This window comes from Amycolatopsis sp. WAC 01376 (assembly GCF_003947415.1).
Classification (GTDB): domain Bacteria; phylum Actinomycetota; class Actinomycetes; order Mycobacteriales; family Pseudonocardiaceae; genus Amycolatopsis.
This window is the reverse complement of sequence record NZ_QHKL01000001.1, coordinates 1,432,854-1,455,674: the sequence shown is the minus strand read 5'-3', so window position 1 is coordinate 1,455,674 and position 22,821 is coordinate 1,432,854. Positions and strand designations below refer to the sequence as shown.

General features: G+C 67.9%; 21 protein-coding genes. 8 read left to right on the top strand and 13 right to left on the bottom strand.

Annotation, left to right across the window (positions count from 1 at the left end; genetic code table 11):
• Positions 1–147 precede the first annotated feature (147 nt).
• Entirely contained in the window at positions 148–1,194 is a 1,047-nt protein-coding gene (locus tag DMH03_RS06975) for an alpha/beta hydrolase (protein WP_125791104.1), read from the top strand.
• Between the two features lie 102 nt (positions 1,195–1,296).
• Here DMH03_RS06975 and DMH03_RS06970 read toward each other — a convergent pair whose 3' ends face one another.
• Both DMH03_RS06970 and DMH03_RS06965 read right to left on the bottom strand, forming a co-directional pair.
• The gene (locus tag DMH03_RS06970) at positions 1,297–1,827 is read right to left on the bottom strand and encodes a hypothetical protein (RefSeq protein ID WP_125791103.1); all 531 of its coding nucleotides are present in this window, start codon (positions 1,825–1,827) and stop codon (positions 1,297–1,299) included.
• 434 nt (positions 1,828–2,261) lie between these two features.
• Complete coding sequence (locus DMH03_RS06965; RefSeq protein ID WP_125791102.1) at positions 2,262–3,704, bottom strand: catalase; 1,443 nt, start codon at positions 3,702–3,704, stop codon at positions 2,262–2,264.
• A gap of 206 nt (positions 3,705–3,910) precedes the next feature.
• Between DMH03_RS06965 and DMH03_RS06960 the strand changes: the two genes are divergently transcribed.
• Positions 3,911–5,053, top strand: coding sequence for an MFS transporter (locus DMH03_RS06960; protein WP_125791583.1), 1,143 nt, complete (start codon positions 3,911–3,913; stop codon positions 5,051–5,053).
• Positions 5,054–5,125: 72 nt separating this feature from the next.
• Here DMH03_RS06960 and DMH03_RS06955 read toward each other — a convergent pair whose 3' ends face one another.
• From DMH03_RS06955 to DMH03_RS06940, 4 genes are all read right to left on the bottom strand, one after another.
• A complete protein-coding gene (locus tag DMH03_RS06955) occupies positions 5,126–5,497 on the bottom strand; it encodes a hypothetical protein (RefSeq protein ID WP_125791101.1) in 372 nt (123 codons plus the stop codon).
• Positions 5,498–5,559: 62 nt separating this feature from the next.
• Positions 5,560–6,750, bottom strand: coding sequence for an RtcB family protein (locus DMH03_RS06950; RefSeq protein WP_125791100.1), 1,191 nt, complete (start codon positions 6,748–6,750; stop codon positions 5,560–5,562).
• Between the two features lie 368 nt (positions 6,751–7,118).
• A complete protein-coding gene (locus DMH03_RS06945) occupies positions 7,119–8,159 on the bottom strand; it encodes an aspartate-semialdehyde dehydrogenase (protein ID WP_125791099.1) in 1,041 nt (346 codons plus the stop codon).
• Complete coding sequence (locus tag DMH03_RS06940) at positions 8,159–9,424, bottom strand: aspartate kinase (protein ID WP_125791098.1); 1,266 nt, start codon at positions 9,422–9,424, stop codon at positions 8,159–8,161. Before DMH03_RS06940 ends, DMH03_RS06945 begins: the two co-directional genes overlap by 1 nt.
• A gap of 227 nt (positions 9,425–9,651) precedes the next feature.
• Here DMH03_RS06940 and DMH03_RS06935 point away from each other — a divergent pair, with 227 nt between their 5' ends.
• A complete protein-coding gene (locus DMH03_RS06935) occupies positions 9,652–10,248 on the top strand; it encodes a nitroreductase family protein (RefSeq protein WP_125791097.1) in 597 nt (198 codons plus the stop codon).
• Here the strand turns inward: DMH03_RS06935 and DMH03_RS06930 are convergent.
• Positions 10,209–11,669, bottom strand: coding sequence for an MFS transporter (locus tag DMH03_RS06930; protein WP_125791096.1), 1,461 nt, complete (start codon positions 11,667–11,669; stop codon positions 10,209–10,211). The two genes, DMH03_RS06935 and DMH03_RS06930, sit on opposite strands and share 40 nt — an antisense overlap.
• A 102-nt stretch (positions 11,670–11,771) precedes the next feature.
• Here DMH03_RS06930 and DMH03_RS06925 point away from each other — a divergent pair, with 102 nt between their 5' ends.
• Both DMH03_RS06925 and DMH03_RS06920 read left to right on the top strand, forming a co-directional pair.
• Positions 11,772–12,617 carry a helix-turn-helix transcriptional regulator gene (locus DMH03_RS06925; protein ID WP_125791095.1) on the top strand — a complete coding sequence of 282 codons (846 nt, stop codon included), beginning with the start codon at positions 11,772–11,774 and terminating at the stop codon, positions 12,615–12,617.
• Between the two features lie 628 nt (positions 12,618–13,245).
• Positions 13,246–13,839, top strand: coding sequence for a hypothetical protein (locus DMH03_RS06920; RefSeq protein ID WP_233611300.1), 594 nt, complete (start codon positions 13,246–13,248; stop codon positions 13,837–13,839).
• Here the strand turns inward: DMH03_RS06920 and DMH03_RS06915 are convergent.
• The gene (locus DMH03_RS06915) at positions 13,832–14,725 is read right to left on the bottom strand and encodes an ANTAR domain-containing protein (RefSeq protein WP_125791094.1); all 894 of its coding nucleotides are present in this window, start codon (positions 14,723–14,725) and stop codon (positions 13,832–13,834) included. The genes DMH03_RS06920 and DMH03_RS06915 overlap by 8 nt on opposite strands.
• A 140-nt stretch (positions 14,726–14,865) precedes the next feature.
• Here DMH03_RS06915 and DMH03_RS06910 point away from each other — a divergent pair, with 140 nt between their 5' ends.
• Positions 14,866–15,627, top strand: coding sequence for an ANTAR domain-containing protein (locus tag DMH03_RS06910; RefSeq protein ID WP_125791093.1), 762 nt, complete (start codon positions 14,866–14,868; stop codon positions 15,625–15,627).
• A 1-nt stretch (position 15,628) separates the two neighbouring features.
• Here DMH03_RS06910 and DMH03_RS06905 read toward each other — a convergent pair whose 3' ends face one another.
• The 3 genes from DMH03_RS06905 to DMH03_RS06895 are packed head-to-tail and all read right to left on the bottom strand — an operon-like array spanning position 15,629 to position 18,483.
• The gene (locus tag DMH03_RS06905) at positions 15,629–17,479 is read right to left on the bottom strand and encodes a protein-glutamate O-methyltransferase CheR (RefSeq protein WP_125791092.1); all 1,851 of its coding nucleotides are present in this window, start codon (positions 17,477–17,479) and stop codon (positions 15,629–15,631) included.
• Positions 17,476–18,078, bottom strand: a complete 603-nt coding sequence (locus DMH03_RS06900) for a chemotaxis protein CheB (protein ID WP_125791091.1) — start codon at positions 18,076–18,078, stop codon at positions 17,476–17,478. The genes DMH03_RS06905 and DMH03_RS06900 overlap by 4 nt, the downstream gene beginning before the upstream one ends.
• Positions 18,079–18,117: 39 nt before the next feature.
• Positions 18,118–18,483: a hypothetical protein gene (locus tag DMH03_RS06895; protein WP_125791090.1), complete on the bottom strand. Its 366-nt coding sequence runs from the start codon at positions 18,481–18,483 to the stop codon at positions 18,118–18,120.
• A gap of 244 nt (positions 18,484–18,727) precedes the next feature.
• Here DMH03_RS06895 and leuA point away from each other — a divergent pair, with 244 nt between their 5' ends.
• Positions 18,728–20,485 carry a 2-isopropylmalate synthase gene (leuA, locus tag DMH03_RS06890; protein WP_199748695.1) on the top strand — a complete coding sequence of 586 codons (1,758 nt, stop codon included), beginning with the start codon at positions 18,728–18,730 and terminating at the stop codon, positions 20,483–20,485.
• Positions 20,486–20,596: 111 nt separating this feature from the next.
• Here leuA and DMH03_RS06885 read toward each other — a convergent pair whose 3' ends face one another.
• Entirely contained in the window at positions 20,597–21,223 is a 627-nt protein-coding gene (locus tag DMH03_RS06885; RefSeq protein ID WP_125791089.1) for a peroxiredoxin-like family protein, read from the bottom strand.
• 58 nt (positions 21,224–21,281) lie between these two features.
• Between DMH03_RS06885 and DMH03_RS06880 the strand changes: the two genes are divergently transcribed.
• Positions 21,282–21,887 carry a TetR/AcrR family transcriptional regulator gene (locus DMH03_RS06880; RefSeq protein ID WP_370310664.1) on the top strand — a complete coding sequence of 202 codons (606 nt, stop codon included), beginning with the start codon at positions 21,282–21,284 and terminating at the stop codon, positions 21,885–21,887.
• Here DMH03_RS06880 and DMH03_RS06875 read toward each other — a convergent pair.
• Positions 21,823–22,782, bottom strand: a complete 960-nt coding sequence (locus DMH03_RS06875) for a LysR family transcriptional regulator (protein ID WP_125791088.1) — start codon at positions 22,780–22,782, stop codon at positions 21,823–21,825. The genes DMH03_RS06880 and DMH03_RS06875 overlap by 65 nt on opposite strands.
• Between the last annotated feature and the right edge of the window lie 39 nt (positions 22,783–22,821).

Here is a 22,821-nt window from a genome sequence, read left to right as displayed (position 1 = left end):
CTTTCGAGGCTAACCCCTCTACTTAAGTGGAGGACCAGGATCTGGAACGGAGGTCTGCGTCACACCCGTTCGCCGCAATGGCGCCGGTTCCCGCTGGACGGCATACCTACTCGAAAGTAACCTGACCGGAAGCCCCCAGGAGGAAGCATGGCGATACCGCTCCAGATCCGTGCCGAGGCCGCGTTTTCGCAGCTGGCGTTCTGGCTCCCGAAGCCGGTCAGAAGGGCTATCGCCGGGCCGCCGCTCCGCCTCGACGGACAGGAACTCGCGCTGGACGCCCAGCTTCTGCTCCGCCTGCAGAAGCTGGCGAAGGCGTCGCTGGTGCGGGGAAGCGTCGAAGAGTCGCGCAGCATGCTCCTGGCCAGCAGGCATCTGGTCAGCGGGCCGACGATCGAACCGGTCGCCACCCGGGAGCTGCTCATCCCGACGGGTGACGGCGACGTGCCCGCCACGCTCTACACACCGGCCGGGCTGCCGGATCCGTCCGGGCTGCTGGTGTTCTTCCACGGCGGCGGCTGGGTGGTCGGCAGCCGCGCCTCGCACGACAACACCGTCCGCTACCTGGCGAAACAGGCGGGAGTGCGGGTTCTTTCGGTGGAGTACCGGCTCGCGCCGGAGACGCGGTTCCCCGGCGCCACCGAAGACGCGATCGCGGCGTTCGAGTACGCCTTCGCGAAGGCACGCGACCTGGGCGCCGACCCGGCGCGCATCGCCGTCGGCGGCGACAGCGCGGGCGGGAACCTGGCGGCGGTCACGGCACAGCAGGCGGTGAAACGCGGCGGCGGAGTCCCGGCGTTCCAGCTGCTGTTCTATCCGGCGACCGATTTCACCGTGCGCCGCCGCTCCCGGGAATTGTTCGCGGAGGACCTGTTCCTCACCGATACGGATATGACCTGGTTCGAAGGCCATTACGTGCCGAAAGGCACCGATCTGTACAACCCGAAACTGTCACCGCTGCACGGCGACGTTTCCGGATTGCCGCCCGCGTATATCGCGACGGCCGGTTTCGACCCGCTGCGCGACGAGGGTGAGGCTTACGCGGAGAAATTGCGGAAGGCCGGGGTGCCGGTGGCGCTCAGCCGCCAGCCGGACCTGATCCACGGGTACATCAACTTCCTCGGCGTCGGGCGGCGGTTCCGCGAGGCGACGGCCGAAGCGGCGGGAGCCCTGCGGCTGGGCCTCGCTCCGAAGTGAAAGCCAGAGCCCGAGTGAGGAGAAATGTCCCCACTCGGGCTCCGGCCCCCATATCGTGGCCCGCCGCCCTGCACGGCGAACCCTGACGATTTTCGGTCTCCTCTACGGCGTGGGAAGCGGGACGGGTGGGACCGGCAGCGGCGGGACAGGGAGTCCGCCGAGCAGCCCGGCAAGAATGCCGGTCACGGCCGTGAGCAGGGCTTTCACCAGGTCACTGACGATCTTCAGCGGTCCGGGCAGGTCCGGAAGCGACGGGATCGGCACCGGCAACGGCGGCAGCTGACGGGCCTTGGCCGTCGGGTCGGCCAGCAGCCTGCCGGTCTCGACGGAACGGCCCTGTGCCAGGTCGCCGAGCTTCTGGGTCTCGGTCTGGATCTGGTAGCGCTTGCCCGCGGCGATGTCGCCGAGGACGGGGCTGAGCTTGTCCAAGTCCGCCCGCGTCTTGGCGACGTCTCCGGCGTAGGCCACCTTGGTGAGGCCGTCTCGCATCTGCAGCACCTGCGCGGCGAGCGCCTGTGTGTTCGACGAGCCCTTTCCACCATCGGTGCTAGCCGTAGCGGCGCCGGCTGAGGCCACCGCCAACAGACTGCCTGCGGCGACCGCGGCAATCGTCCGGGCAATGTTGCCTTTCATTCCCTTACCTCCTGGCCTCTGGGACCTGACGAGGTAAATCGATACCCGCCGTATCGGCCGAACACCACCCGATCACCGGTTAGGACAGTTTTCCAACCCTTACGTGCCGGATTCATTCCAGGGGAAGACCCCCGCAATTGATTAACGTCGAAATCTTGTGCTTCCCCCTGAAGATCATCATTTTCCCGCGGTTTTATGACCACCTGTGACCGATCGACACGGTAGTGCGGTTCGTTCACCCACAGCGGTGTAAACGGTGATCGTTTCGCTTCATCACTCCGTCGGACAGGCGTGTCGCACTGCTCCACTCGGGTTGTCCCCCACGCACGCCACGCCACCTTCTGGTTTCACATGCGAGTGGGGACATGGGAACGCCCCCGGTGCCTGCACCGGGGGCGTTCAGTGGTGGGAGCAGCCTCTCCAGGAGAGGTTCTTCACTCGCGGAAGGCGTCCGCGACCTTGTCGCCGAGGTCCTTGTCGACGTTCCGCCAGTACTCGAAGACGCGCTCGAGCACCGGCCGCGAGACGTCGTTCGAGGCGTGGCCGATGATGTTGTTCGCGAGCCGCTCACGCTGCTCGTCGTCCATCACCTCGCGGACGAGCGTGCCCGGCTGGCCGAAGTCGTCGTCCTCGGCGTGGAGCTTGTACGCCGACCGGATGACCTCGTCCTCGACGCCGTAGCCCGACGCGGTCTCGGAAGCGATCTCCGCGCTGGCGTGCGGGCCGCCGTAGGAGTTCGGCGCGTACACCGGGTCGCCCGGGTTGTTGTAGCGCATCGCGCCGTCGCGCGAGTAGCTGTTGACCGGGGACTTCGGCGCGTTGACCGGCAGCTGCGTGTAGTTCGCGCCGATCCGGTAGCGGTGGGCGTCCGGGTACGCGAACAGGCGGCCCTGCAGCATCTTGTCCGGCGACGGGCCGATGCCCGGCACCAGGTTGGACGGCTCGAACGCGGCCTGCTCGATCTCCGCGAAGTAGTTCGCCGGATTGCGGTCGAGCACCCAGCGACCGACCTTGATCAGCGGGTAGTCGCTCTTCGGCCACACCTTGGTCAGGTCGAACGGGTTGAAGCGGTAGTCCGCGGCTTCGGCGTACGGCATCACCTGGACGTACAACGTCCAGCTGGGGTGGTTGCCCTGCTTGATGTTCTTGAACAGGTCGCGGATGTAGTAGTCCGAGTCCTCGCCCGCGATGCGGTCGGCGTCGGCCTGCGGCAGGTAGCCGATGCCCTGGTCGGTCTTGAAGTGGTACTTGACCCAGAACTTCTCGCCGCCGGCGTTCTCCCACAGATAGGTGTGCGAGCCGAAGCCGTCCATCTCGCGCCAGTTCGACGGGATGCCGCGGTCGCCCATCAGCCAGGTGACCTGGTGCGCGGACTCGGGCCGCAGCGTCCAGAAGTCCCACTGGATGTCGTGGTCGCGCAGGTGGTTGTCGGCGCGGCGCTTCTGCGAGTGGATGAAGTCGGGGAACTTGATCGGGTCGCGGATGAAGAACACCGGGGTGTTGTTGCCGACGAGGTCGTAGTTGCCCTCGGAGGTGTAGAACTTCACCGCGAAGCCGCGCGGGTCGCGCCACGTGTCGGGCGAGCCGTTCTCGCCGGCGACCGACGAGAAGCGGGCCAGGCTCTCCGTGCGCACACCCGGCTGGAAGAGCGCGGCCTTCGTGAACTGGCTGACGTCTTCGGTGACCTCGAGGAACCCGTGCGCGCCGCCGCCCTTGGCGTGGACGACGCGTTCCGGCACGCGCTCCCGGTTGAACTGGGCGTTCTTCTCGATCAGGTAGTGGTCCTGGAGCAGGATCGGGCCGTTGGCGCCCACCGTCAGCGAGTCGTTGTCGCTCGCGACGGGGATGCCCACGTTGTTCGTGGTCGGCAAGCTCACGCAGGTGCCTCCTGGTTCGTGGTGGTGGAGCGGTCAGCTCCCTCCACCCTCTCGCGCAATCTGGAATCAGTCAAGAAAACATCCCGGGTCGGGTGACGGACACCGCGAAATAAAGTTGCACGCGCGTACCAAGTTACGTTCTCATCGGACGTATGGCCCTCGCTCCGTACCGTCGCGTGTTAGCCGTGCCCGGAGTTCCCAGCTCGATGCTGCTGATGTTCCTGGCGCGGCTCCCGATGACGGCCATGGGCGTGACGATGACGCTGTACGTGGTCAACGATCTCGGCCGCGGCTACGGCGCGGCCGGGCTGGTCGGCGCCGCCACCACCCTCGGCAGCGCGATCGGGGCACCACTCGTCGGCCGGTACGTCGACCGCTACGGGCTGCGGCCGGTGGTCGCGATCTGCGGGCTGGCCTCGACGACGTTCTGGATCAGCGCGCCGCATCTGCCGTATCAGGTGCTGCTGGTGGTCGCGCTCCCCGCGGGTGTGCTGTCGGTGCCCGCCGGAACGCTCGCGCGGCTGGTGCTCACCGCGCTCGTGCCGCTGGAGCAGCGGCGGGCGGCCTACTCGCTGGACACGATCCTGGTGGAAGCGTCGTTCATGATCGGGCCGTCGGCCGGGATCATGGCGATCACGCAACTGCCCGCGGTTTACGCGCTCACCGGTATCGGAGTCTGCTTCGCGCTTTCGGCGACGCTGATCTACCGGCAGAACCCGCCGATCCGCGCCGAAGCCGACGCCGGCGTGTTCACCGGGGAACGGCCGACCGTCCGAAGCTGGCTCACCGGACGACTCGTGATGGCGATGTTCATCGCCGCCGGCGCGCTGTTCTGCCTGGTCGGCATGGAACTCGCCGCCTTGGCGACGCTGCGCGCGAGCGGCGACATCGCCTGGTCCGGACTGTTGATCACGGTGATGTGCGTCGCGTCCGTGCTCGGCGGCAAGGTCGACGGCGCGGTCCGGCGGTCGCTCTCGCAGGGCACGCTGATGCTGCTGCTCGCGGTGCTCACCCTGCCGGTCGGGCTGATCGCCGGGCCGTGGTGGCTACTGGCGATCGTGCTGTTCCCGAGCAACGTGCTGTGCGCGCCGACGCTCGCGGCGAGCACGGAGACGGTCAGCGCGGCGGCACCGCCGCGGGTGCGCGGCGAGGCGATGGGCCTGCTCGACGCGGCCAGCAGGATCGGGCTGGCGATCGGGAGCCCGATCATCGGGTTCGTGATCGACCATTCCAGCCCGGGCTGGGGATTCGCGGCCTCGGCGCTGGGCGCGCTGATGATCGCCGCGGTCGGCTTGTTCTGGCGTCGCTCCCGTACCCCCGCCCAGGTGCCCGCGCTCACTTCCTCCTGATGCGTTTAGTCCTCTGAATGCGGTAGTTGCGCGGGCAACTACCGCATTCAGAGGACTAAACGCGAGATGGGGCTAGGCGCAGACCTTCCGGAGGGCGTCGACCCGCTCGATGTTGCGCTTGGTCCAGTCCGCGATCTTGCCCGCGTCCTGGATGTTCTCCTTCTGGACCTGCAGATACGAGTCGGCCATGCCGGTGAGCGCGCCCGCCACGTTCTGCTCGCCGACGCTGTTCGCCAGCTCACGCAGGCGTTTTTCCTTGTCCGCGGCCCGCTCCTTGATGGTCGCCGGGTCCGGGTTGAGGTCGACGAGGCTGAGTGCCTCGGCGCACGCGCCGACCTTCGTCGCGGCCTTGTTCGTCTGATCGACGGCGTTCGTGACCTCGCTGCAGCCCGCCAGCGCAAGTCCGGCGGCCGCCAGTAGCGCCGCGATTCCCAACCTCTTCATAGGAACCACAGTAGCGAGAAACGTGGGTGGTATGTCGGGTTCCCCCGGCACACCACCCCGCTTCACCCCTTGACGCAGACGACCTGCTTCAGATGCGCGACCACCTCGACGAGGTCGGTCTGCGCCTTGATCACCGTTTCGATGTCCTTGTACGCGGCCGGGATCTCGTCCACCACGCCGGAGTCCTTGCGGCATTCGACGCCGGCGGTCTGCGCGGCGAGGTCTTCGGCGGTGAACAGCTTCTTGGCCTTGTTCCGCGACATCCGGCGGCCCGCGCCGTGCGACGCGGACTGGAAGGACGACGCGTTCCCGAGGCCGCGCACGATGTACGAACCGGTGCCCATGCTGCCCGGGATGATCCCGAGGTCACCCGAACCCGCGCGGATCGCGCCCTTGCGGGTCACCAGCAGATCGACGCCGTCGTAGGTCTCTTCAGCGACGTAATTGTGATGGCAGCTGATCGCGTCGTCGAACGTCGTCTGCGGGACGACGTCCTTCAGCGCCTGCTTCACGAGCGCGACCATGGTGGCGCGGTTGCGCGCCGCGTAGTCCTGCGCCCAGAACAGGTCCCGCCGGTACGCCTGCATCTCCGGGGTGCCCGCGACGAACACGGCGAGGTCCGGATCCGGCAGGTCCGCGTTGTGCGGCAGCTTCCGCGCGACGGCCATATGCCGTTCCGCGAGTTCCTTGCCGATGTTGCGCGAACCCGAGTGCAGCATCAGCCACACGCGGCCTTCGTCGTCGCCGCCCTGTTCGAGGCAGACCTCGATGAAGTGGTTGCCGCCGCCGAGGCTCCCGATCTGGCGCGACGCGCGGTCGTGCAGGTCCTGGACGCCGGGATGCAGGTCGCCGAAGGACTTCCAGAACGCGTCCCAGCCACCGACACCGTGCACCTTCGCCGGGTTCACCGGGGTCTTGTGCAGGCCGAAGCCGACCGGGACGGCCGATTCGATCCGGCGGCGGAGCTTCAGCAGGTCGTCGGGCAGATCGGCGGCGGTGAGCGAGGTCCGTACCGCGCTCATCCCACAGCCGATGTCCACGCCGACGGCGGCCGGGGACACCGCGTCGCGCATCGCGATCACGCTGCCGACGGTCGCGCCCTTGCCGTAGTGGACGTCGGGCATGACCGCGACGCCGTGCACCCACGGCAGGTTGGCGACGTTGTGCAGCTGCCGCATGGCCTGGTCCTCGACCGATGTGGGGTCGGCCCACATCCGGATCGGCACCCGCGAGCCTTCGACCGCCGTGTACATGATTTTCCCTTCGTGGAAACGTTTGTCGTCCTTGAGGATGCCCGGACCGGGCGAACCGGACAAGGCAATTACCAGTCTCCACAATGGACAGTCACGAGCGTTTCGGTGGGCCGATGCACACCGACTCTGGGGAAGGTCCGTTTCGCGGGCTGCTCGCTGTCGTCCTGCCAGCGGGGTTCCCGGCGACGCGCGAGGCGAGTTCCTGGCTCGTGAGATGAAGCGATCCCACCCGCGCCGGGTCGCGATGTCGTGAAGGCCTCCTTCACTACCTTGAGGGTAGGGAAGGAGGCCTTCACGAGACCTTGCCATCATCACGGCGTGAGGCCGCGGCGCAATTAGTCCTCTAGTTGCTGTCGAGCCAGCAGGCGTCAGGAGTTCGCGGCGACCAGTTCCGCGATCTGGACGGCGTTGAGCGCCGCGCCCTTCCGCAGGTTGTCGTTCGACAGGAACAGCACCAGGCCGCGGCCGTCGTTGACACCCGGGTCCGTCCGCAGGCGACCGACGTACGACGGGTCCTGGCCTGCGGCCTGCAGCGGCGTCGGGATGTCCGACAGCTCAACGCCGGGAGCGCCGGTGAGCAGCTCGGTCGCGCGGGCGACCGAAAGCGGCTGCGAGAACTCCGCGTTGATCGAGATCGAGTGTCCCGAGAACACCGGCACCCGCACGCAGGTGCAGGAGACCCGCAGCTCCGGGATGCTCAGGATCTTGCGGCTCTCGTTGCGGAACTTCTTCTCCTCGTCCGTCTCGAACTCACCGTCGTCCACAATGGACCCGGCCAGCGGGAGGACGTTGTGCGCGATGGGCCGCGCGTACTTCTTCGGCTCGGGGAAGGTCACCGCCGCGCCGTCGTGGGTCAGCGCGCCCGCGTTCGACGCCGCCGCGGCGAGCTGGCCTTCGAGTTCCTCGACACCGGCGAGCCCGCTGCCGGACACCGCCTGGTAGGTGCTCGCGACCAGCCGCACGAGGCCCGCTTCGGCGTGCAGCGGCTTGAGCACCGGCATCGCGGCCATGGTGGTGCAGTTGGGGTTCGCGATGATCCCCTTGCGCGCTTCCTTGATCGCCTCCGGGTTGACCTCGCTGACGATCAGCGGGACGTCCGGGTCCATGCGCCACGCCGACGAGTTGTCGATCACCGTGGCACCGGCCGCGGCGAACCGCTCCGCCTGCGCCTTGGAGGTCGAGCCACCGGCGGAGAACAGCGCGATGTCCAAACCGGACGGATCCGCGGTCGTCGCGTCCTCGATGACGATTTCCTCGTCCTGCCAAGGAAGCTTCGAACCGGCGGACCGCGCCGAAGCGAAGTATCGCATTTGGGCGACCGGGAAACCCCGTTCGGCCAGCAGACGGCGCATGACACCGCCGACCTGACCGGTCGCCCCGACGACCCCTACCCGCAGACCTTCCGACATCAGCGACCACTCCCCGCGTAGACGACGGCTTCTTCGTCGCCGCCGAGTTCGAATGCCTCGTGGATCGCGCGCACCGCGTCGTCGAGCTGCGCGTCCCGGATCAGCACCGAGATCCGGATCTCCGAGGTGTTGATGATTTCGATGTTGACGCCCGACTGCGCGAGCGCCTCGCAGAACGTCGCCGTGACACCGGGGTGCGAACGCATCCCCGCGCCGACGAGCGAGACCTTGCCGACGTGGTCGTCGTAGAGGACCGACTCGAAGCCGATCCCCTCCTTGATCTTCTCCAGCGACCGCACGGCCTTGGCGCCGTTGGCCTTCGACAGCGTGAAGGTGATGTCGGTGCGGCCCGAGACGGTGCTGGACACGTTCTGCAGCACCATGTCGATGTCGATCTCGTCGTCGGCGATCACCCGGAAGATCCTGGCGGCGGCACCGGCGTGGTCCGGCACTCCGGTCACCGTGATCTTGGCTTCGGAGCGGTCGTGCGCCACACCGGTGATCAACGCTTGTTCCACGGGGATCTCCTCGATAGAACCGGTCACCGTGGTGCCCGGCTTGTCACTGTAGGAAGAACGGACTCGGATCGGGACGCCGTAGCGGCGCGCGTACTCCACCGAGCGCAGGTGCAGGATCTTCGACCCGCTCGCGGCCAGCTCCAGCATCTCCTCATAGGCGATGGTGTCCAGCCTGCGGGCGTCGGGCACGACCCGGGGATCGGCGGTGTACACACCGTCCACATCGGAATAGATCTCGCAGACGTCGGCGTTCAGCGCCGCGGCCAGCGCGACGGCGGTGGTGTCCGAGCCGCCGCGGCCGAGGGTGGTGATGTCCTTGGTGTCCTGCGACACGCCCTGGAAACCCGCCACCAGCGCGATGTAGCCCTGGTCGAGGGCTTCCGTCACACGGCTGGGGCTGACGTCGATGATCCGCGCGTTGCCGTGCACGGACGTCGTCACCACGCCGGCCTGCGAGCCGGTGAACGACCACGCCTCCGCGCCCTGCGCCGAAATCGCCATCGCCACCAGCGAGTTGGAGATGCGCTCACCCGCTGTGAGCAGCATGTCCATCTCGCGTTCCGGGGGCGCCGGGTTGACCTGCTGAGCCAGGTCGAGCAGCTCGTCCGTCGTGTCACCCATGGCGGAGCAGACGACGACCACGTCGTTGCCCGCCTTCTTGGTGGCGACGATGCGTTCCGCGACGCGTTTGATCCGGTCGGCACTTTCCAGCGACGAACCGCCGTACTTCTGGACCACGAGGGCCACGCCCGAACCTCCTCGACGGGCCGGGCGTGCTCCTGGTGGGCACCGAGGAGCCCCCGCGTCCCTTATTTGGGCGAAAGCCTACCGGGGTCACGCACGCTCGCCACCCTCGTAAGTGGTCCTGACCACCGCTTCGAGGACTCCAGGAAGTAAATCTTCCTTAACACCAACGAAATAGTCGGAGGGCTTTCACTTTAGTGACGGAGAGCACCCCTTGTTACGGTCCAGTGGTGCACAAACCCGCCGACACGAGTATCCCGATCGCGTCGATCCTGGCCCACCGCTGGAGCCCGCGCGCCTACGACGAGTCAGCGATCGTCACCGAAGACCAGCTCCGCGCGCTGCTCGAAGCGGCCCGCTGGGCGCCGTCGTTCGGCAACACCCAGCCCGCCCGCTACCTGGTCGGGTTGCGCGGCACGCCGTCGTTCGACCGCATCCTCTCGACACTCAACTCGGGCAACCGCGCGTGGGCCCATCGCGCCGGGCTGCTGCTGATCGGCGTGATGGTGACCACGAACGAGAAGGGCGACGTCCCGTACGCCGAGTACGGGCTGGGGCTGGCGAGCGAGAATCTCGTGCTCCAGGCCGTCGACCTCGGCCTGATCGCGCATCAGATGGCGGGCTTCTCCGCTGAAGCTGCGAAGGACTTCTTCGGGCTCCCCGACGACGTCGTTCCGAAGGTCGCCATCGCCGTCGGCTCGCCCGCGGACGCCTCTGTGCTCGAAGAGGACTGGCGGATCGAGCGCGAGAAGGCGCCGCGTGAGCGAGTCCCGCTGGCCGATTTCGCCTACGCCGACGCCTGGGGCACAAGCGCTTTCTCCGAGTGAGGGAGCCATCGCAGAGCGAGAGCCCCCAGCCCGGCGTGCAGCAGGCTCAGCACGGCGGCGGCTATGTGCAGGCCCGCGACGAACGCCTCCTTCGCGTCGAGAGCGGCCGTGGGCGCGATCTCGAGGGTTTCGCCGAGTGTCGGCGCGACGTCCGGGCCCGCCAGGCGGAACACCAGCGCGGCGAGCGAACCCATGAGCGCGATGCCCAGCGCGTTGCCGATCTCGTTGCTCGTTTCGGCGATCGCGCCCGCCGCTCCCGCCCCCTCCGCCGGCACCGCGGCGACGGCCGTGTCGGCCACCACGCTGAACGAGATGCCGTAGCCGACACCGGCGACCACCGTCGAGGCGACGTACCAGCCCGCTCCGCCCGTGACACCGGTCATGAGCAGCAGGGCGAGCCCGGCGGCGATGGAGAAGTGGCAGACGGCCAGCGCCGCGCGTTTGCCGATGCGGTCGACCAGCGCGGGTGTGGTGACGCACATGATCGTGAGCACGGCCGCCCCTGGCAGCGCGAGCAGCGCCGCGTGCAGAACGGGTAGCCCGAGCACGGACTGAAGATGGATCCCCGACAGGTACGCGGCCGCCGACCATGCCGCCAGCGGCAGCAGCCCGGTGACGATCGCGATGGTGAAGACGCGGTCGCGGAACAGGGAGAAGTCGACCAGCGGGTGATCGAGGCCCCGCTGACGCCGGGCGAACCACACCAGTAGCACCGCTCCGGTGATCCCCGCGGAGACCGCGACCAAGGACAGGCCGTCGGCGGCCGCGTGCTTGATCCCGTAGATCGCGAGCAGGAGGCCGGCGGCGGAGAGCACCACGCTGTGCACGTCGACACGTCCCCGTCCGGTGGCCCGCACCTCCCGCAGCAGCACCGGCGCGAGCGCCAGGAACACCGCGATCACCGGCAGGTTGACCAGGAAGACCGAACCCCACGGGAACCGCTCCAGCAGGATCCCGCCGACGACCGGGCCGATCGCGAAACCGGCGGCGAACGCGGCCGCGAAGACGCCGATGGCCTGCGCCCGTCGGCGAGGGTCGGTGAAGAGTTCGCTCAGCACGGCCAGCGCGGACGGCAGCAGCGTCGCGCCCGCGAGCCCCATCAAAGCCCGGAACGCGATCAGCAGCTCCGGGCTCGGGGCGAACGCCGCCCCCGCCGAACCGACGCCGAACACGGCCGCGCCGATCATCAGCAGCTTCAGGCGGCCGTACCGGTCGCCGATGGTGCCGAAGGCGACCAGCAGCGAGCCGACCGCGAACCCGTAGACGTCCAGGATCCACAACGCCTGATCGGCCGTCGGGGTGAGCGCCTGGCTGATCCTGGGCATCGCGAGGAACAGGATCGAACCGTCCATGGAGACCAGGAAGACCGGGCAAAGGATCACCAGCAGGCCGAACCAGGCCCGGGAATGCTGTCGTGTCATGCCGTCGACGGTGCGCGGGCGCCGCCGCGGCAACCATCCCCGTGGCGTGGGTACACCCGGCAGGTACACCCACGGCGCCGCCCGGAAACCTAGGCTCGGGGTATGGAAAGCCTCGGTGTGTACCTCAAGAGCCGTCGTGACCGGGTGACTCCCGCCGAACTCGGCCTGCGCACCTACGGCACCTCACGACGCGTGCCCGGCCTGCGCCGCGAGGAGCTCGCCCAGCTCGCCGGGGTGAGCGCCGGGTACTACACGCGACTGGAACAGGGCCTGGCCGAAACCGCTTCACGACAGGTGCTCGACGCGCTCGCCCGCGCACTCCGGCTCGACGACGTCGAGACCGTCCACCTGCACAACCTCGCCCGGCAGTCTCCGCTCCCGAAGCTGTCCGACCCCGGCCAGGAGGATCCGCATCCCCGCGTCCTCGCGCTGCTGGAGAACCTCGGCGAGGCCGTACCCGCGCTCGTCTTCGGCCGTCGCGGCGACGTGCTCGCGTGGAACCACGCCGGGCACGCGCTCATGGCCGAACACCTCGATTTCGACGCTCCGTCGGATCCGGAGCGACGGCCTTCGCTGCCGCGCATGTTCTTCCTCGACCCGCTCACCCGCGACCTGCACCGGAACCGGGCCGAACTCGCCCGCGTCCACGTCGCCTATCTGCGGTTGACCGCGGGCCGCCACCCCACCGACGCCCGGCTGGCCGCGCTCATCGGCGAACTGTCGATGCGCAGCGACGAATTCGCGACCCTTTGGGCGACCGGCGACGTCGCCGACTGCACCGTCGGCGCCATGCATCTCCAGCATCCGACGGTCGGCACGGTGAGCGTCGATTACCAGGTGTGGCTCCAGCCGGACAGTCCCGACCACCGGTTGGAGATCTACACGCCGAAGGACCCGGGTTCGGCCGACGCGCTGAAGATCTTGACGCACTTTGGCCGGGAGTCGTGAGTGGCTTGTCGCGAAAGCGGGGCGTCGAACTCCTATGTCGTGAAGCCACCTTTGGCCCTAACCGTCCTTACCACTCACGAGGCTTGACCGGCGATGTCCCGTGATTGACCGGACGACACCCGTGATCCGGCGGACGACACACGTGACTGGATGGAGGACACGACCGCGGCCGGGTTCCCCCACGAGCCGTCCGTCCAATCACGCGTGTCGTCCCTCCCAACACGTGTGCCGTCCGTTCAATCACACGAAACCGCCACCCGCGCACCGGCAGCACGTACCTAAGCCGCCCATGGCTCTAATCCAATGCCACGTAGCTCAAGTTGAGCTTGGGCGGCTGCCGGTCTGCTCGATCAAGCCGGTCAAGTCACCGGCAGTGGACCCGAGGCGCGCCTGTCCACACGGGACGCCAGTCAGGATCTGGGTGCCCGATTTGGGTGCTTTGCGCAGCTACAGGAGGGGGTCGTGAGTGGCAATGAGGGTTAGAACGACCTTTGCCACTCACGACCCCTTGACAGAACCGCCCATTCGTCATCAATCGGACATTCAGTCATCGAAATGCGTCCACAGTGGACGCTGAGGGCTACGTGGCATTGGGATCTTGACGCACTTTGCCCGGTAACCTGGGGTCATGGGGGCTTTACACAGTCTCGTCCGCAACGAATCGCGCACGATGGCGGGTCTCTGGCTCTACCTGAGAGGCCGCAAGGACGGAATCGACGGGGACGCCGTCGCGGTGCCGTACGGCGGAAGCGGCAAGCCGATCTTCATCGTCATGGCCGTGGTGAGCGCCGTCGAGGCGGGTCTGTTCTGGTTGATCGACTTCGGCCTGATCGTCGACCTGTTACTGCTCGTCCTGGGCGTGTACTCGGCGCTGCTGGTGTTCGGGGTCTACGCCGGCACCGTCGTCCGGCCGCATGTGATCTCGTCGCGCGAGGTCCGGGTGCGCTACAGCTCGTTCTACGACGTGCGGATCCCGAGGGAGAACGTCGTCAGCCTGCGGCACCTGAAGGATAGTCACGAACCGGCCAAGGCGAAGGCGTTCCGCGACGAAACCTGGCTCAGCCACGACAATTTCTACGAGACGAACCTGGTCGCCGAACTGCGTGAGCCGATCACCGTGACCCGGCCGCTCGGCAAGACCGAGTCCGTCCGCGTCGTGAAGTTCCAGGCGGACGACCCGAAAGCCGCCATCGAGGCCTACGAACGGCTCGCGATCAGGTGAGCCGATAGATCCCGGCCACGATGGCCTGAGCGAGTTCGGTGACGCTGCCGTTCCGGGCGAAGGCGTGCGCCCGGAGCATGGCCTGCGCGTCCGAGACCGAACAGTCGTGGGCGGCCATCACCATCCCCGTGGCCTGATGCACCACGACCCGGCGGTCCAGGTCGCCGAACAACGGGTGCACGGGAAGACCGTCGGCGCCGTCGAGCCGCACGGCCGGGTTCAACGCGGTTTCGGTCAGCGCTTCGGCGAACACTCCCACGGACAGGGCCACCGCGATGTCCGGTTCGGCCTCGGACCGATATGCGGTGAGGGTCCCCATCAAGGCCTCCGGCAGGCCCAGCGGCGCCGAAACCACCGCGCGGATCCCGAATTCCCGCGCGGCGGGGCCGAACCGGGGCCACCGCCCGGAGAGCTCCGGTTCGGTGCAGACACCGGGCCTCAGCGGCCTGTCCCGTGACGGCCCTTCGCCGAGGACTTCTTCGAGGTCGTGCACGCGGGCGGCGACGGGATCGGACACCACGACCGCCGAATCCCGCCCGGCGAGGCCGAACAGGGTCACCACCAGGCTCTCGACGCCGGACACGTCGGCCACCGCCTCCATGAACGCCGGGGGGACGACGGCCGGTTCCGCCGGCCGGTCCGCCCAGCGCCCGACGGCGTCGAGGTAGCCGGCGTGCAGCGCCGCCGCGGCGCGATGCTTGTTCTCGGTCGCGCGGTGGAGTTCCGCCATCCGGCGGTGGAACGGCCGCATGGCCTCGGTGGCCGTGCCCAGCAGGCCTTCGTGCCGCCGGGCGACGGCGGCCGCGCGATCCGCGCGCCCGCCCTCGGTTTCGATCAGTCCGCGCATCGCCGACGGGTCGTACCGGCCACCAGTGCCGTCCCACATGGGCTGAGCGTACGCCCGCACCATCCTCGTCGAAGTGACCCGAATGGCTGAGCCCCAGGGGTTTTCGGTCTTCCGGCGGAGGACTAACGTTGATTGCCCAGCGCCTCTGAGAACTGCAATCCGCAGGAAGGCCGCTTCTGATGCGAAATCGCGAAAGATGGGTCGCCGATACCTTGCTGGAACTGGCCGACACGCTGGCTCCAGCCCTCGACCCGGTGAATTATTGGCTCTGTGTGGCGGATCGGTACGCCCACTTGATTCCGTCGTCGTCGATCCGGCTGGCCGTCTTCGGGGTCCACGACGCTCTGCCCGTCGTGGTGAACACGGACGAGCGGCTCGGCGAACCCGCGATCGGCGAATTCCTCGCCGAAGAGGGCCCCGGAATCGACTGCTGCGAAAGCCGGGGACCGGTCGTCGACGTCCGGCTCGACGAGGCGACCGAACGCTGGGAACGGCTGGCGCCCGCCGCCCTTTCCCTCGGTTTCCGCACCGTGCACGCGTTTCCGTTCAGCCGTCACGAGGAGGTCCTCGGCGCGGTGACGATCCTGACCACGGAGACCACCCGGCTGCCGGAAGCCGACGTGCGCATCGCGATCGCGCTCGCCGACGCCGCGACGATCGGCATGCTCAACCACCGGGCGATCACCGGACTCACCGCGACCTCGGAACAACTGCAAGGGGCGCTCAGCAGCCGGGTGATCATCGAGCAGGCCAAGGGGCTCGTGTCCGCCCGGCTGGAGATCGGCACGGACGACGCGTTCCTCCTGATCCGCCGCTACGCGCGCAGCCACAACCTGCGGATCGGCGAGGTTTGCGAGAGCCTCGTCGGCCGCCGCACGACCGCGGCCGACCTGGTGGTGGCGCTCAACGAGCACGTGATGAAGGCGAACCGCCGCGCCTGACTCAGTCGGTCTGCCGCTTCTCGATCATCAGCACGACGCCGCCGCCCGGCCCCCGCAGCGGCGAACAGCTGACCGAGGCGACGAGTGACCTGCCCTTCCTGTCCACCGCGTCGATCTCGACCGGGTCCGCCCGGTGCCCGGTCTCGTTGCAGACCTCGACGACGTCCCGGAGGGTGGTCGTGGGCAGGCCGAAGTCCAGGTCGAAGAAGTCCTGCCGGTAGACCTCGCCGGTCCGGAGGCCCCACAGCTCCTCCGCGCCGCGGTTCCAGCTGCGCACCTGGAGTTCGCCGTCGAGTACGACCACGCCCGCCTCGACGCTGGCCAGCACCCCTTCGAAGAACATGCGCGTCTCGTCGAGCTCCGCGGTACGGATGCGCATCTCCTCGTTCATCGTTTCGAGTTCTTCGTTGCCCGACTGGAGCTCTTCGTTGGTGGTCTCCAACTCTTCGTTCGTGGACTGGAGTTCCTCGTTCGTCGTCTCGAGTTCCTCGATGCTCGACTGGAGTTCCTCGTTGACCGTCTCGAGTTCCGCGTTGGTGGACTGGAGTTCGGTGTAGGCGGTCGCCAGATCCTCCTGCACGCGTTTCACCTCGTGCTGCAGCCTGGTGGCCTCGGTGGTGTCGACGAACGTGGTCGCCGCGCCGATGTCCTCGCCGTCGACGGTGATCAGCGGCCGGACGATGACGTCGAAGTACTGCGTTTCTTCCGCGCCCCTCCGCCGCCGCACGGATTCGAGACGGACGCTGCGGCGTTCACTGTGGGCCTGGTCGATCACCGCCCGGAGTTCGATCGGCCGGTAGGACACCTCCAGGTCGTGGAAGGGCCTGCCCACGTCGTGCGGGGAGAGCCCGAACTGGAGCCTCGCCGTGCCGTTGATCAGCGCGACCGTGCCGTCGCGGTCGAGCCCCAGCACGGAATCGGGTGAGGACGCCAAGGCGAGTTCGCACACCTGCCGTCGCCGGGCGGCGTCCCGCGTCCCCGCGCCCGCCCGGGCGTCGAACCGCGCGGACTTCACCACCGGACCGCCCGATCGCAGCTTGAACACCCGGTTCCGGATGTTGGCGACGTCGAAACGGACGCCGTCGGAAAGCAGCATTTCGGCCTTCCCAAGGAACAGGTGGCCGCCTTCGTTGAGCGCGAAATGGAACCGTTCGATGATCTTCGCCTGCGCCTCGACGTTGAAATACATCAGGGTGTTGCGGCAGGCGAGCAGATCGACCCGGGAAATGGGGGCGTCGCGCGTGATATCGTGCCTGCCGAAGATCACCCGGCGGCGGAGGTCGCGCCGGAAGGCGAACAGGTTGCCGCTCGGCTCGAAGTACTTCTTCTTCAGCTCGCCGGGAAGGTGCTCCAAGGACTTCGCCGAGTACAGCCCCGTCCTCGCCTCTCGTAAGGCCTCTTCATCGACGTCGGTGCCGTAGATCTTGACCCGTTTGGTGCTTTCCTCGATGCCGAGTTCTTCCGCGAAGACGATCGCGAGGGAATACGCCTCTTCCCCGCTCGAACAGCCGGCGCTCCAGATCCGGATCTCCTCGTCGGCCCCGGCCTTCGCGACGAGTTCGGGTACGACGGTCTTCCGCAGATAGCTCCAGGCCTCGGTGTCACGGAGGAAACTGGTGACGTTGATCAGGATGGTGTTGAAAAGTCCCAGGAACTCGTCGGCGTTGGTCTCCAGGAAATCGCGGTACTCGGCGTATCCGGCGATCTTCACCGTCTGCATCCGCTTCTGGATCCGGCGGGCCAGCGAAGTGCGTTTGTAACCGGTGAAATCGAAACCTCGGGAATCCCTGATGAACGCGAGCAGCGTTTCGAGTTCCCGGCCGTCTTCGATTTCGCCGTCCGGCGCGTTCATACCGTCCTCGTTCCGTTGACCAGGCCGACGAGCGCACCGGCGACTTCGTCCAGTGGCAGCACCAGGTCGACCGGCACGGCCTTCGCCACCGCGTCCGGCATTCCCTTGAATTCGGCGGTCTCCGGATCTTGGGAGACAACGGTACCGCCGACGGCCTTGATGGCCGCGGCGCCCGCCGCGCCGTCGGAACCCGTCCCGGTCAGGACGCAGGCGAGTGCCGCCGGACCGTGCACGGCGGCGACGGACTCGAAGAGCAGATCGGCCGACGGCCGCACGAACTTCACCTGCTCGGTCACCGTCAGCCCGGCCACGTCGCCGGCTTCCACCAGCAGGTGGTGGTCCGGCGGCGCGACATAGACGACACCGGGCCGCAGGACGTCACCGGCCTCGGCCAGCTTGACGCTGAGCGAAGACCGGCGGTCGAGGATGTCGGCGAGGAGCGTTTCGCGGCGGGGGTCGAGATGCTGGACGACGACCACGGGCACGGGAAAGTCGGCGGGCAGGGCGCCGAACACTTCGATCAGCGCCTTGACCCCACCCGCCGAGGAGGCGATGGCGACGATCTCGTAAGCCGCCTCGTGGCGGCCGGGCCCGGGCATATTCCGAGCGTAGTGCTCTCGGGCCCGCAAAGCGCCTTGCTAGGCCGAACCGCCCACGCGACGGATGATCTTCGCGAGGATGCCCGTGACGACCATCCAGAAGATAGCGGCGATGCCGTAGTTGATCAGTACGCGGAGCTTGGCGTCTTCGGGCATGAAGAGGTCCTTGAAGCCCAGCAGGAGCCCGTCGGCCCAGCCGCGGACGAACGACACGATGCCGTTGTCGGGGTTCGCCTCGCCGATCACGAAGACGACGTGCAGCACCAGGATGGCGGCGAAGACCAAGCCGGCCCAGCGGACCACGCTCGCCAGTATCCCGGCCGCGCGCCCGCCCCCTGCCCGCCAGTCGACCTTGCGTCTGGTCTCCTGATCAGCGGTTTCCTTCTCTTCAGCGTGCTCGCCCATGCCGGGCAGTGTGGCACGCCGTCTGGTCCGATTGCTACCCGCGAGTAACCCGAATGGGCGCCACCGTGGTCACGGTTCGATCGCGGCCCGGGTTTCCTTTCGGGAGATCTCGTGGTTAAGGTGACGTCGTGGCTCGAGTTCTCCTGCTTCGCTGCCGCGACGGGGCCTGATCGGACCGGCTCCCCGTCGCGGGGCTTCGTGGTGCCGGTCGTCGCACCCGATTCTTCAGGAGAACCTTCCCCTCATGAGCATCCGTAAGCCCACGCGCCCGGCCCCTTCAGAGCAGGCTTCGTGGAACACCCAGCGCGGCACTTCGATGCCCGTACACCGCTATCGCCCCTGGTACGACCTGGTCGAGGACATCTCGCTGCCCGACCGCACCTGGCCGGACAAGCGCATCGACACCGCGCCGCTGTGGTGCGCGGTCGACCTGCGCGACGGCAACCAGGCCCTGATCGACCCGATGTCGCCCGCGCGCAAGCGCAAGTTCTTCGACCTGCTGGTCCGCATGGGCTACAAGGAGATCGAGGTCGGCTTCCCGGCGGCGTCGCAGACGGACTTCGACTTCGTCCGCGAGATCATCGACGAGGGCGCCATCCCGGACGACGTCAGCATCCAGGTGCTGACCCAGTGCCGCCCGGAACTGATCGAGCGCACCTTCAAGGCGCTCGAAGGCGCGCCGCGCGCGATCGTCCACATCTACAACTCGACCTCGATCCTGCAGCGTCGCGTCGTGTTCCGCGAGGAGCGCATCGGCATCACGAAGATCGCTTCGCAGGCCGCTGAGCTGGTCGTCGACTACGCCGCGAAGCAGCCGGACACCGACTTCCGCTTCCAGTACTCGCCGGAGTCCTACACGGGCACCGAGCTGTCGTACGCGCTCGAGGTCTGCAACACGATCACCGAGATCTGGCAGCCGACGCGCGCTAAGCCTGCCATCCTGAACCTGCCCGCCACCGTCGAGATGGCGTCGCCGAACGTCTACGCCGACTCGATCGAGTGGATGCACCGCAACCTGGAGCGCCGCGATGCGGTGATTCTGTCGCTGCACCCGCACAACGACCGCGGCACCGGCATCGCCGCCGCCGAACTGGGCTTCCAGGCGGGCGCGGACCGGATCGAAGGCTGCCTGTTCGGCAACGGCGAGCGCACCGGCAACGTCGACCTGGTCGCGCTGGGCATGAACCTGTACAGCCAGGGCGTCGACCCGCAGATCGACTTCTCCGACATGGACGAGATCAAGCGGACCGTCGAATACTGCAACCAGCTGCCGGTGCACGAACGCAGCCCGTGGGCGGGTGACCTGGTGTTCACCGCGTTCTCCGGCAGCCACCAGGACGCGATCAACAAGGGCCTCGACGCGATGAAGGCCGCCGCCGACAAGGCGGGGACGCCGGTCGACGAGCACCCGTGGGAGGTCCCGTACCTGCCGATCGACCCGAAGGACATCGGCCGCAACTACGAGGCCGTCATCCGGGTGAACTCGCAGTCCGGCAAGGGCGGCGTCGCCTACATCATGAAGGCCGAGCACCAGCTCGACCTGCCGCGGCGCCTGCAGATCGAGTTCTCGAAGGTCGTCCAGCGCCACACCGACACCGAGGGCGGCGAGGTCGACCCGGCCACGATGTGGAACGCGTTCTCGGCCGAGTACCTGGAGCTGAAGACGCCGCTGGAGCTGGTCCGCCAGCACGTCAGGGACAACGGCGACGGCGAGTACGACATCACCGCCACCGTCCGGGTCGAAGGCGACGAACACGAGGTCACCGGCCGCGGGAACGGCCCGATCGCGGCGTTCTTCGACGCGCTGTCGACCGTCGGGTTCGACCTGCGGCTGCTGGACTACAGCGAGCACACGCTCTCGCCGGGCGACGACGCGCGCGCCGCGTCGTACATCGAGTGCGCGATCTCCGACCGGGTGTACTGGGGCATCGGGATCGACCCGTCGATCGTGACCGCTTCGCTGCGGGCCGTCGTCTCGGCCGTGAACCGGGCTCACCGGTAGGTCTCCCGATTGAGATGAAGGGGCCTTTCATAGCAAATTTTGCTATGAAAGGCCCCTTCATCTCACGTGCGACGCCCGCACAACCCGCAACCAGAGGACTACTTGCGCCGGTCAGAGGGCCTTCACGGCGGCCAGGATGTCGGCCGGGTCGGTGCGGGTGGTGTAGTCCGGGTGCACGTCGATGTAGCGGATGACGCCTTCGCCGTCCACGACCAGGACGGTCGGGTACGGCAGCTCCCAGTCCGCCGCCCCGTTGATCTTCTCGACGTCGCCGATGAGCGTGTCGAAGGCCGGCTTCGTCTCCGGCGCCAACCGGAACGTGATGCCGAGTGCACGCCCGAGCGCGTTGTCCACATCGGACAGCACGGCGAACTCAAGATCCTTTGTGGACAGCGAGTCGTCCGGCAGCTGCGGGCTGACCGCGACCAGTTTGACGCCCAGGTTTTCCAGCTCCGGCAACAGTTCCTGCTGGTACGTGCGCAAGGCCAGATTGCAGTACGGACACCACGCGCCGCGATAGAACACGACGACCGCGGGCCCGTCCGCGACCCGGATCCGATCGCCGCCGGCGTCCGGCAGCGTGAGCTCCGGCATCGCCGTCCCCGGCTTCGCGGCCGCCTCGGCGACCACCCCGACGAACGTTTCGCGGTCGGCCTCGAGTACCTCGGCGATCTCCGCCGGAACGTGGCTCGCGACCGAGTTCCGCAGCTCGGCGAGGTCGGTGTCGAGATCCCCCATGGTCGGCTCCTTTGATTGTACTGATCGGTACAGTGTGGTCGACTGTACTATCCGGTACATGAGCGGTCAACCGGCGAAGACCCCGCGAGGGCGGATGACTCGGGACGCGATCGTCGACGCGGCCGCCGAGCTGATGTACGTCAACGGCGTGGCCGGGACGAGTGTCGACAAGGTGCTCGCGGCCAGCGGCGCCGGGAAATCGCAGATGTACCACTACTTCAAGAACAAGGACGAGCTCGTCGAAGCGGTCATCGCCCGCTTCCTGGAGAAGATCCTCGGCAACCAGCCGACCATCTTCGAGCTGCACGACTGGGCCGACTTCGACCAGTGGGCCCAGGAGATCCTGGCCATCCAGACCACCCCCAAGGGACCGATCGCCTGCCCGCTCGGCAACCTCACCGGCGAACTCGGCGACGACCCCAAGATGGCGCCGCTGCTCGACAAGGCCTACCGCGAATGGGAGTCACATCTCGAACGCGGACTGAAGTCCTTGCAAGCAAAGGGAAAGCTCGTCGACGACGCCGACCCGGCCAGGCTCGCGCAGGCCGCGATGGCCTGCGTCCAGGGCGGTCTGCTGATGGCCCACGTGCGGCACGACATCACGCCGATCGCCGACGCGCTCCGGATCGCGCTGGACCATCTGAAGAGTCACGCTCGCCCGTGAGCGCCGCGACCTCGTCGGCGAGCGCGTCGAGCACCTTCGCCACTGCCGGCCGCGAAGACGCGCCGAGCCGGTAGACCGCCTCGACGTGCCGCGCCGCCTTGATCCCGGCGAGCGGACGGCAGACGAGACCGCTGCCGCGACGAGTGTCCATTGTGTACCGAGGCAGCAACGCGATCCCGTGCCCGGCCGCGACGAGCCGTTCGGTGATGCGGAAATCGTTGATGCGCTGGACGATCTGAGGGCGCACGCCGGTGCGGATGATCAGCGACTGGAGGATGTCGTCGACCGGGAAGCCGGCGTTGACGCTGATCCAGCGTTCGTCGGCCAGTTCGGCGAGCTCGATGCGGCGCCGTTTCGCGAGCCGATGCCCCGCGGGGAGCGCGACGTCGAGCGGTTCGCGCAGCAGATGCCGCGTCTCCAGCCGGTCCGAGCCGAGCGACGGCGCGTGCTCGTCCCGGTGCGCCACCACGATGTCGTAATCCGCGACGAGCCCGGGGACCTCCGGCGGGGTCATGTCGACGTCGCGCACGATGACGTCCAGTCCGTCGAACTCCGCGGTCCGGTGCAGCAGGCCGGGCAGCAGCATCAGCCCGGCCGACTGGAAGATCGCCATCCGCACGCGGCCGCGCGGAGCGCTGCGGTAAGTGTCCAATTCGGACTCCGCGCGTTCGAGGGCGGCGAGCACGTCGTCCGCGCGGGCGACCAGCGCGCGGCCCGCGTCGGTCAGCCGAAGCCCCCTCCCGGCGGGTTCCGTGAGCGCGAGACCGACGTCACTCTGCAAGGCGCGCAGCTGCTGGGAAACCGCGGACGGGGTGCAGTGCAACGCCTTCGCGGCCGCCGTCACGCTGCCGCGGTCGGCGAACTCCCGCAGGGTCCGCAACCGGCCGATGTCCATACCGCCAGCATATGTGAAGCCGAACTGAACAGTCGCTGC

Bases quoted from the DNA above. Each gene is read 5' to 3' on its own strand.
- DMH03_RS06920 (WP_233611300.1), top strand. From the start codon at position 13,246: ATGGGGGCTTTACACAGTCTCGTCCGCAACGAATCGCGCACGATGGCG.
- DMH03_RS06925 (WP_125791095.1), top strand. From the start codon at position 11,772: ATGGAAAGCCTCGGTGTGTACCTCAAGAGCCGTCGTGACCGGGTGACT.
- DMH03_RS06905 (WP_125791092.1), bottom strand. From the start codon at position 17,479: ATGAACGCGCCGGACGGCGAAATCGAAGACGGCCGGGAACTCGAAACG.
- DMH03_RS06975 (WP_125791104.1), top strand. From the start codon at position 148: ATGGCGATACCGCTCCAGATCCGTGCCGAGGCCGCGTTTTCGCAGCTG.
- DMH03_RS06900 (WP_125791091.1), bottom strand. From the start codon at position 18,078: ATGCCCGGGCCCGGCCGCCACGAGGCGGCTTACGAGATCGTCGCCATC.
- DMH03_RS06930 (WP_125791096.1), bottom strand. From the start codon at position 11,669: ATGACACGACAGCATTCCCGGGCCTGGTTCGGCCTGCTGGTGATCCTT.
- DMH03_RS06915 (WP_125791094.1), bottom strand. From the start codon at position 14,725: ATGTGGGACGGCACTGGTGGCCGGTACGACCCGTCGGCGATGCGCGGA.
- leuA (WP_199748695.1), top strand. From the start codon at position 18,728: ATGAGCATCCGTAAGCCCACGCGCCCGGCCCCTTCAGAGCAGGCTTCG.
- DMH03_RS06910 (WP_125791093.1), top strand. From the start codon at position 14,866: ATGCGAAATCGCGAAAGATGGGTCGCCGATACCTTGCTGGAACTGGCC.
- DMH03_RS06895 (WP_125791090.1), bottom strand. From the start codon at position 18,483: ATGGGCGAGCACGCTGAAGAGAAGGAAACCGCTGATCAGGAGACCAGA.
- DMH03_RS06950 (WP_125791100.1), bottom strand. From the start codon at position 6,750: ATGTACACGGCGGTCGAAGGCTCGCGGGTGCCGATCCGGATGTGGGCC.
- DMH03_RS06960 (WP_125791583.1), top strand. From the start codon at position 3,911: ATGCTGCTGATGTTCCTGGCGCGGCTCCCGATGACGGCCATGGGCGTG.
- DMH03_RS06875 (WP_125791088.1), bottom strand. From the start codon at position 22,782: ATGGACATCGGCCGGTTGCGGACCCTGCGGGAGTTCGCCGACCGCGGC.
- DMH03_RS06885 (WP_125791089.1), bottom strand. From the start codon at position 21,223: ATGGGGGATCTCGACACCGACCTCGCCGAGCTGCGGAACTCGGTCGCG.
- DMH03_RS06945 (WP_125791099.1), bottom strand. From the start codon at position 8,159: ATGTCGGAAGGTCTGCGGGTAGGGGTCGTCGGGGCGACCGGTCAGGTC.
- DMH03_RS06880 (WP_370310664.1), top strand. From the start codon at position 21,282: ATGAGCGGTCAACCGGCGAAGACCCCGCGAGGGCGGATGACTCGGGAC.
- DMH03_RS06970 (WP_125791103.1), bottom strand. From the start codon at position 1,827: ATGAAAGGCAACATTGCCCGGACGATTGCCGCGGTCGCCGCAGGCAGT.
- DMH03_RS06955 (WP_125791101.1), bottom strand. From the start codon at position 5,497: ATGAAGAGGTTGGGAATCGCGGCGCTACTGGCGGCCGCCGGACTTGCG.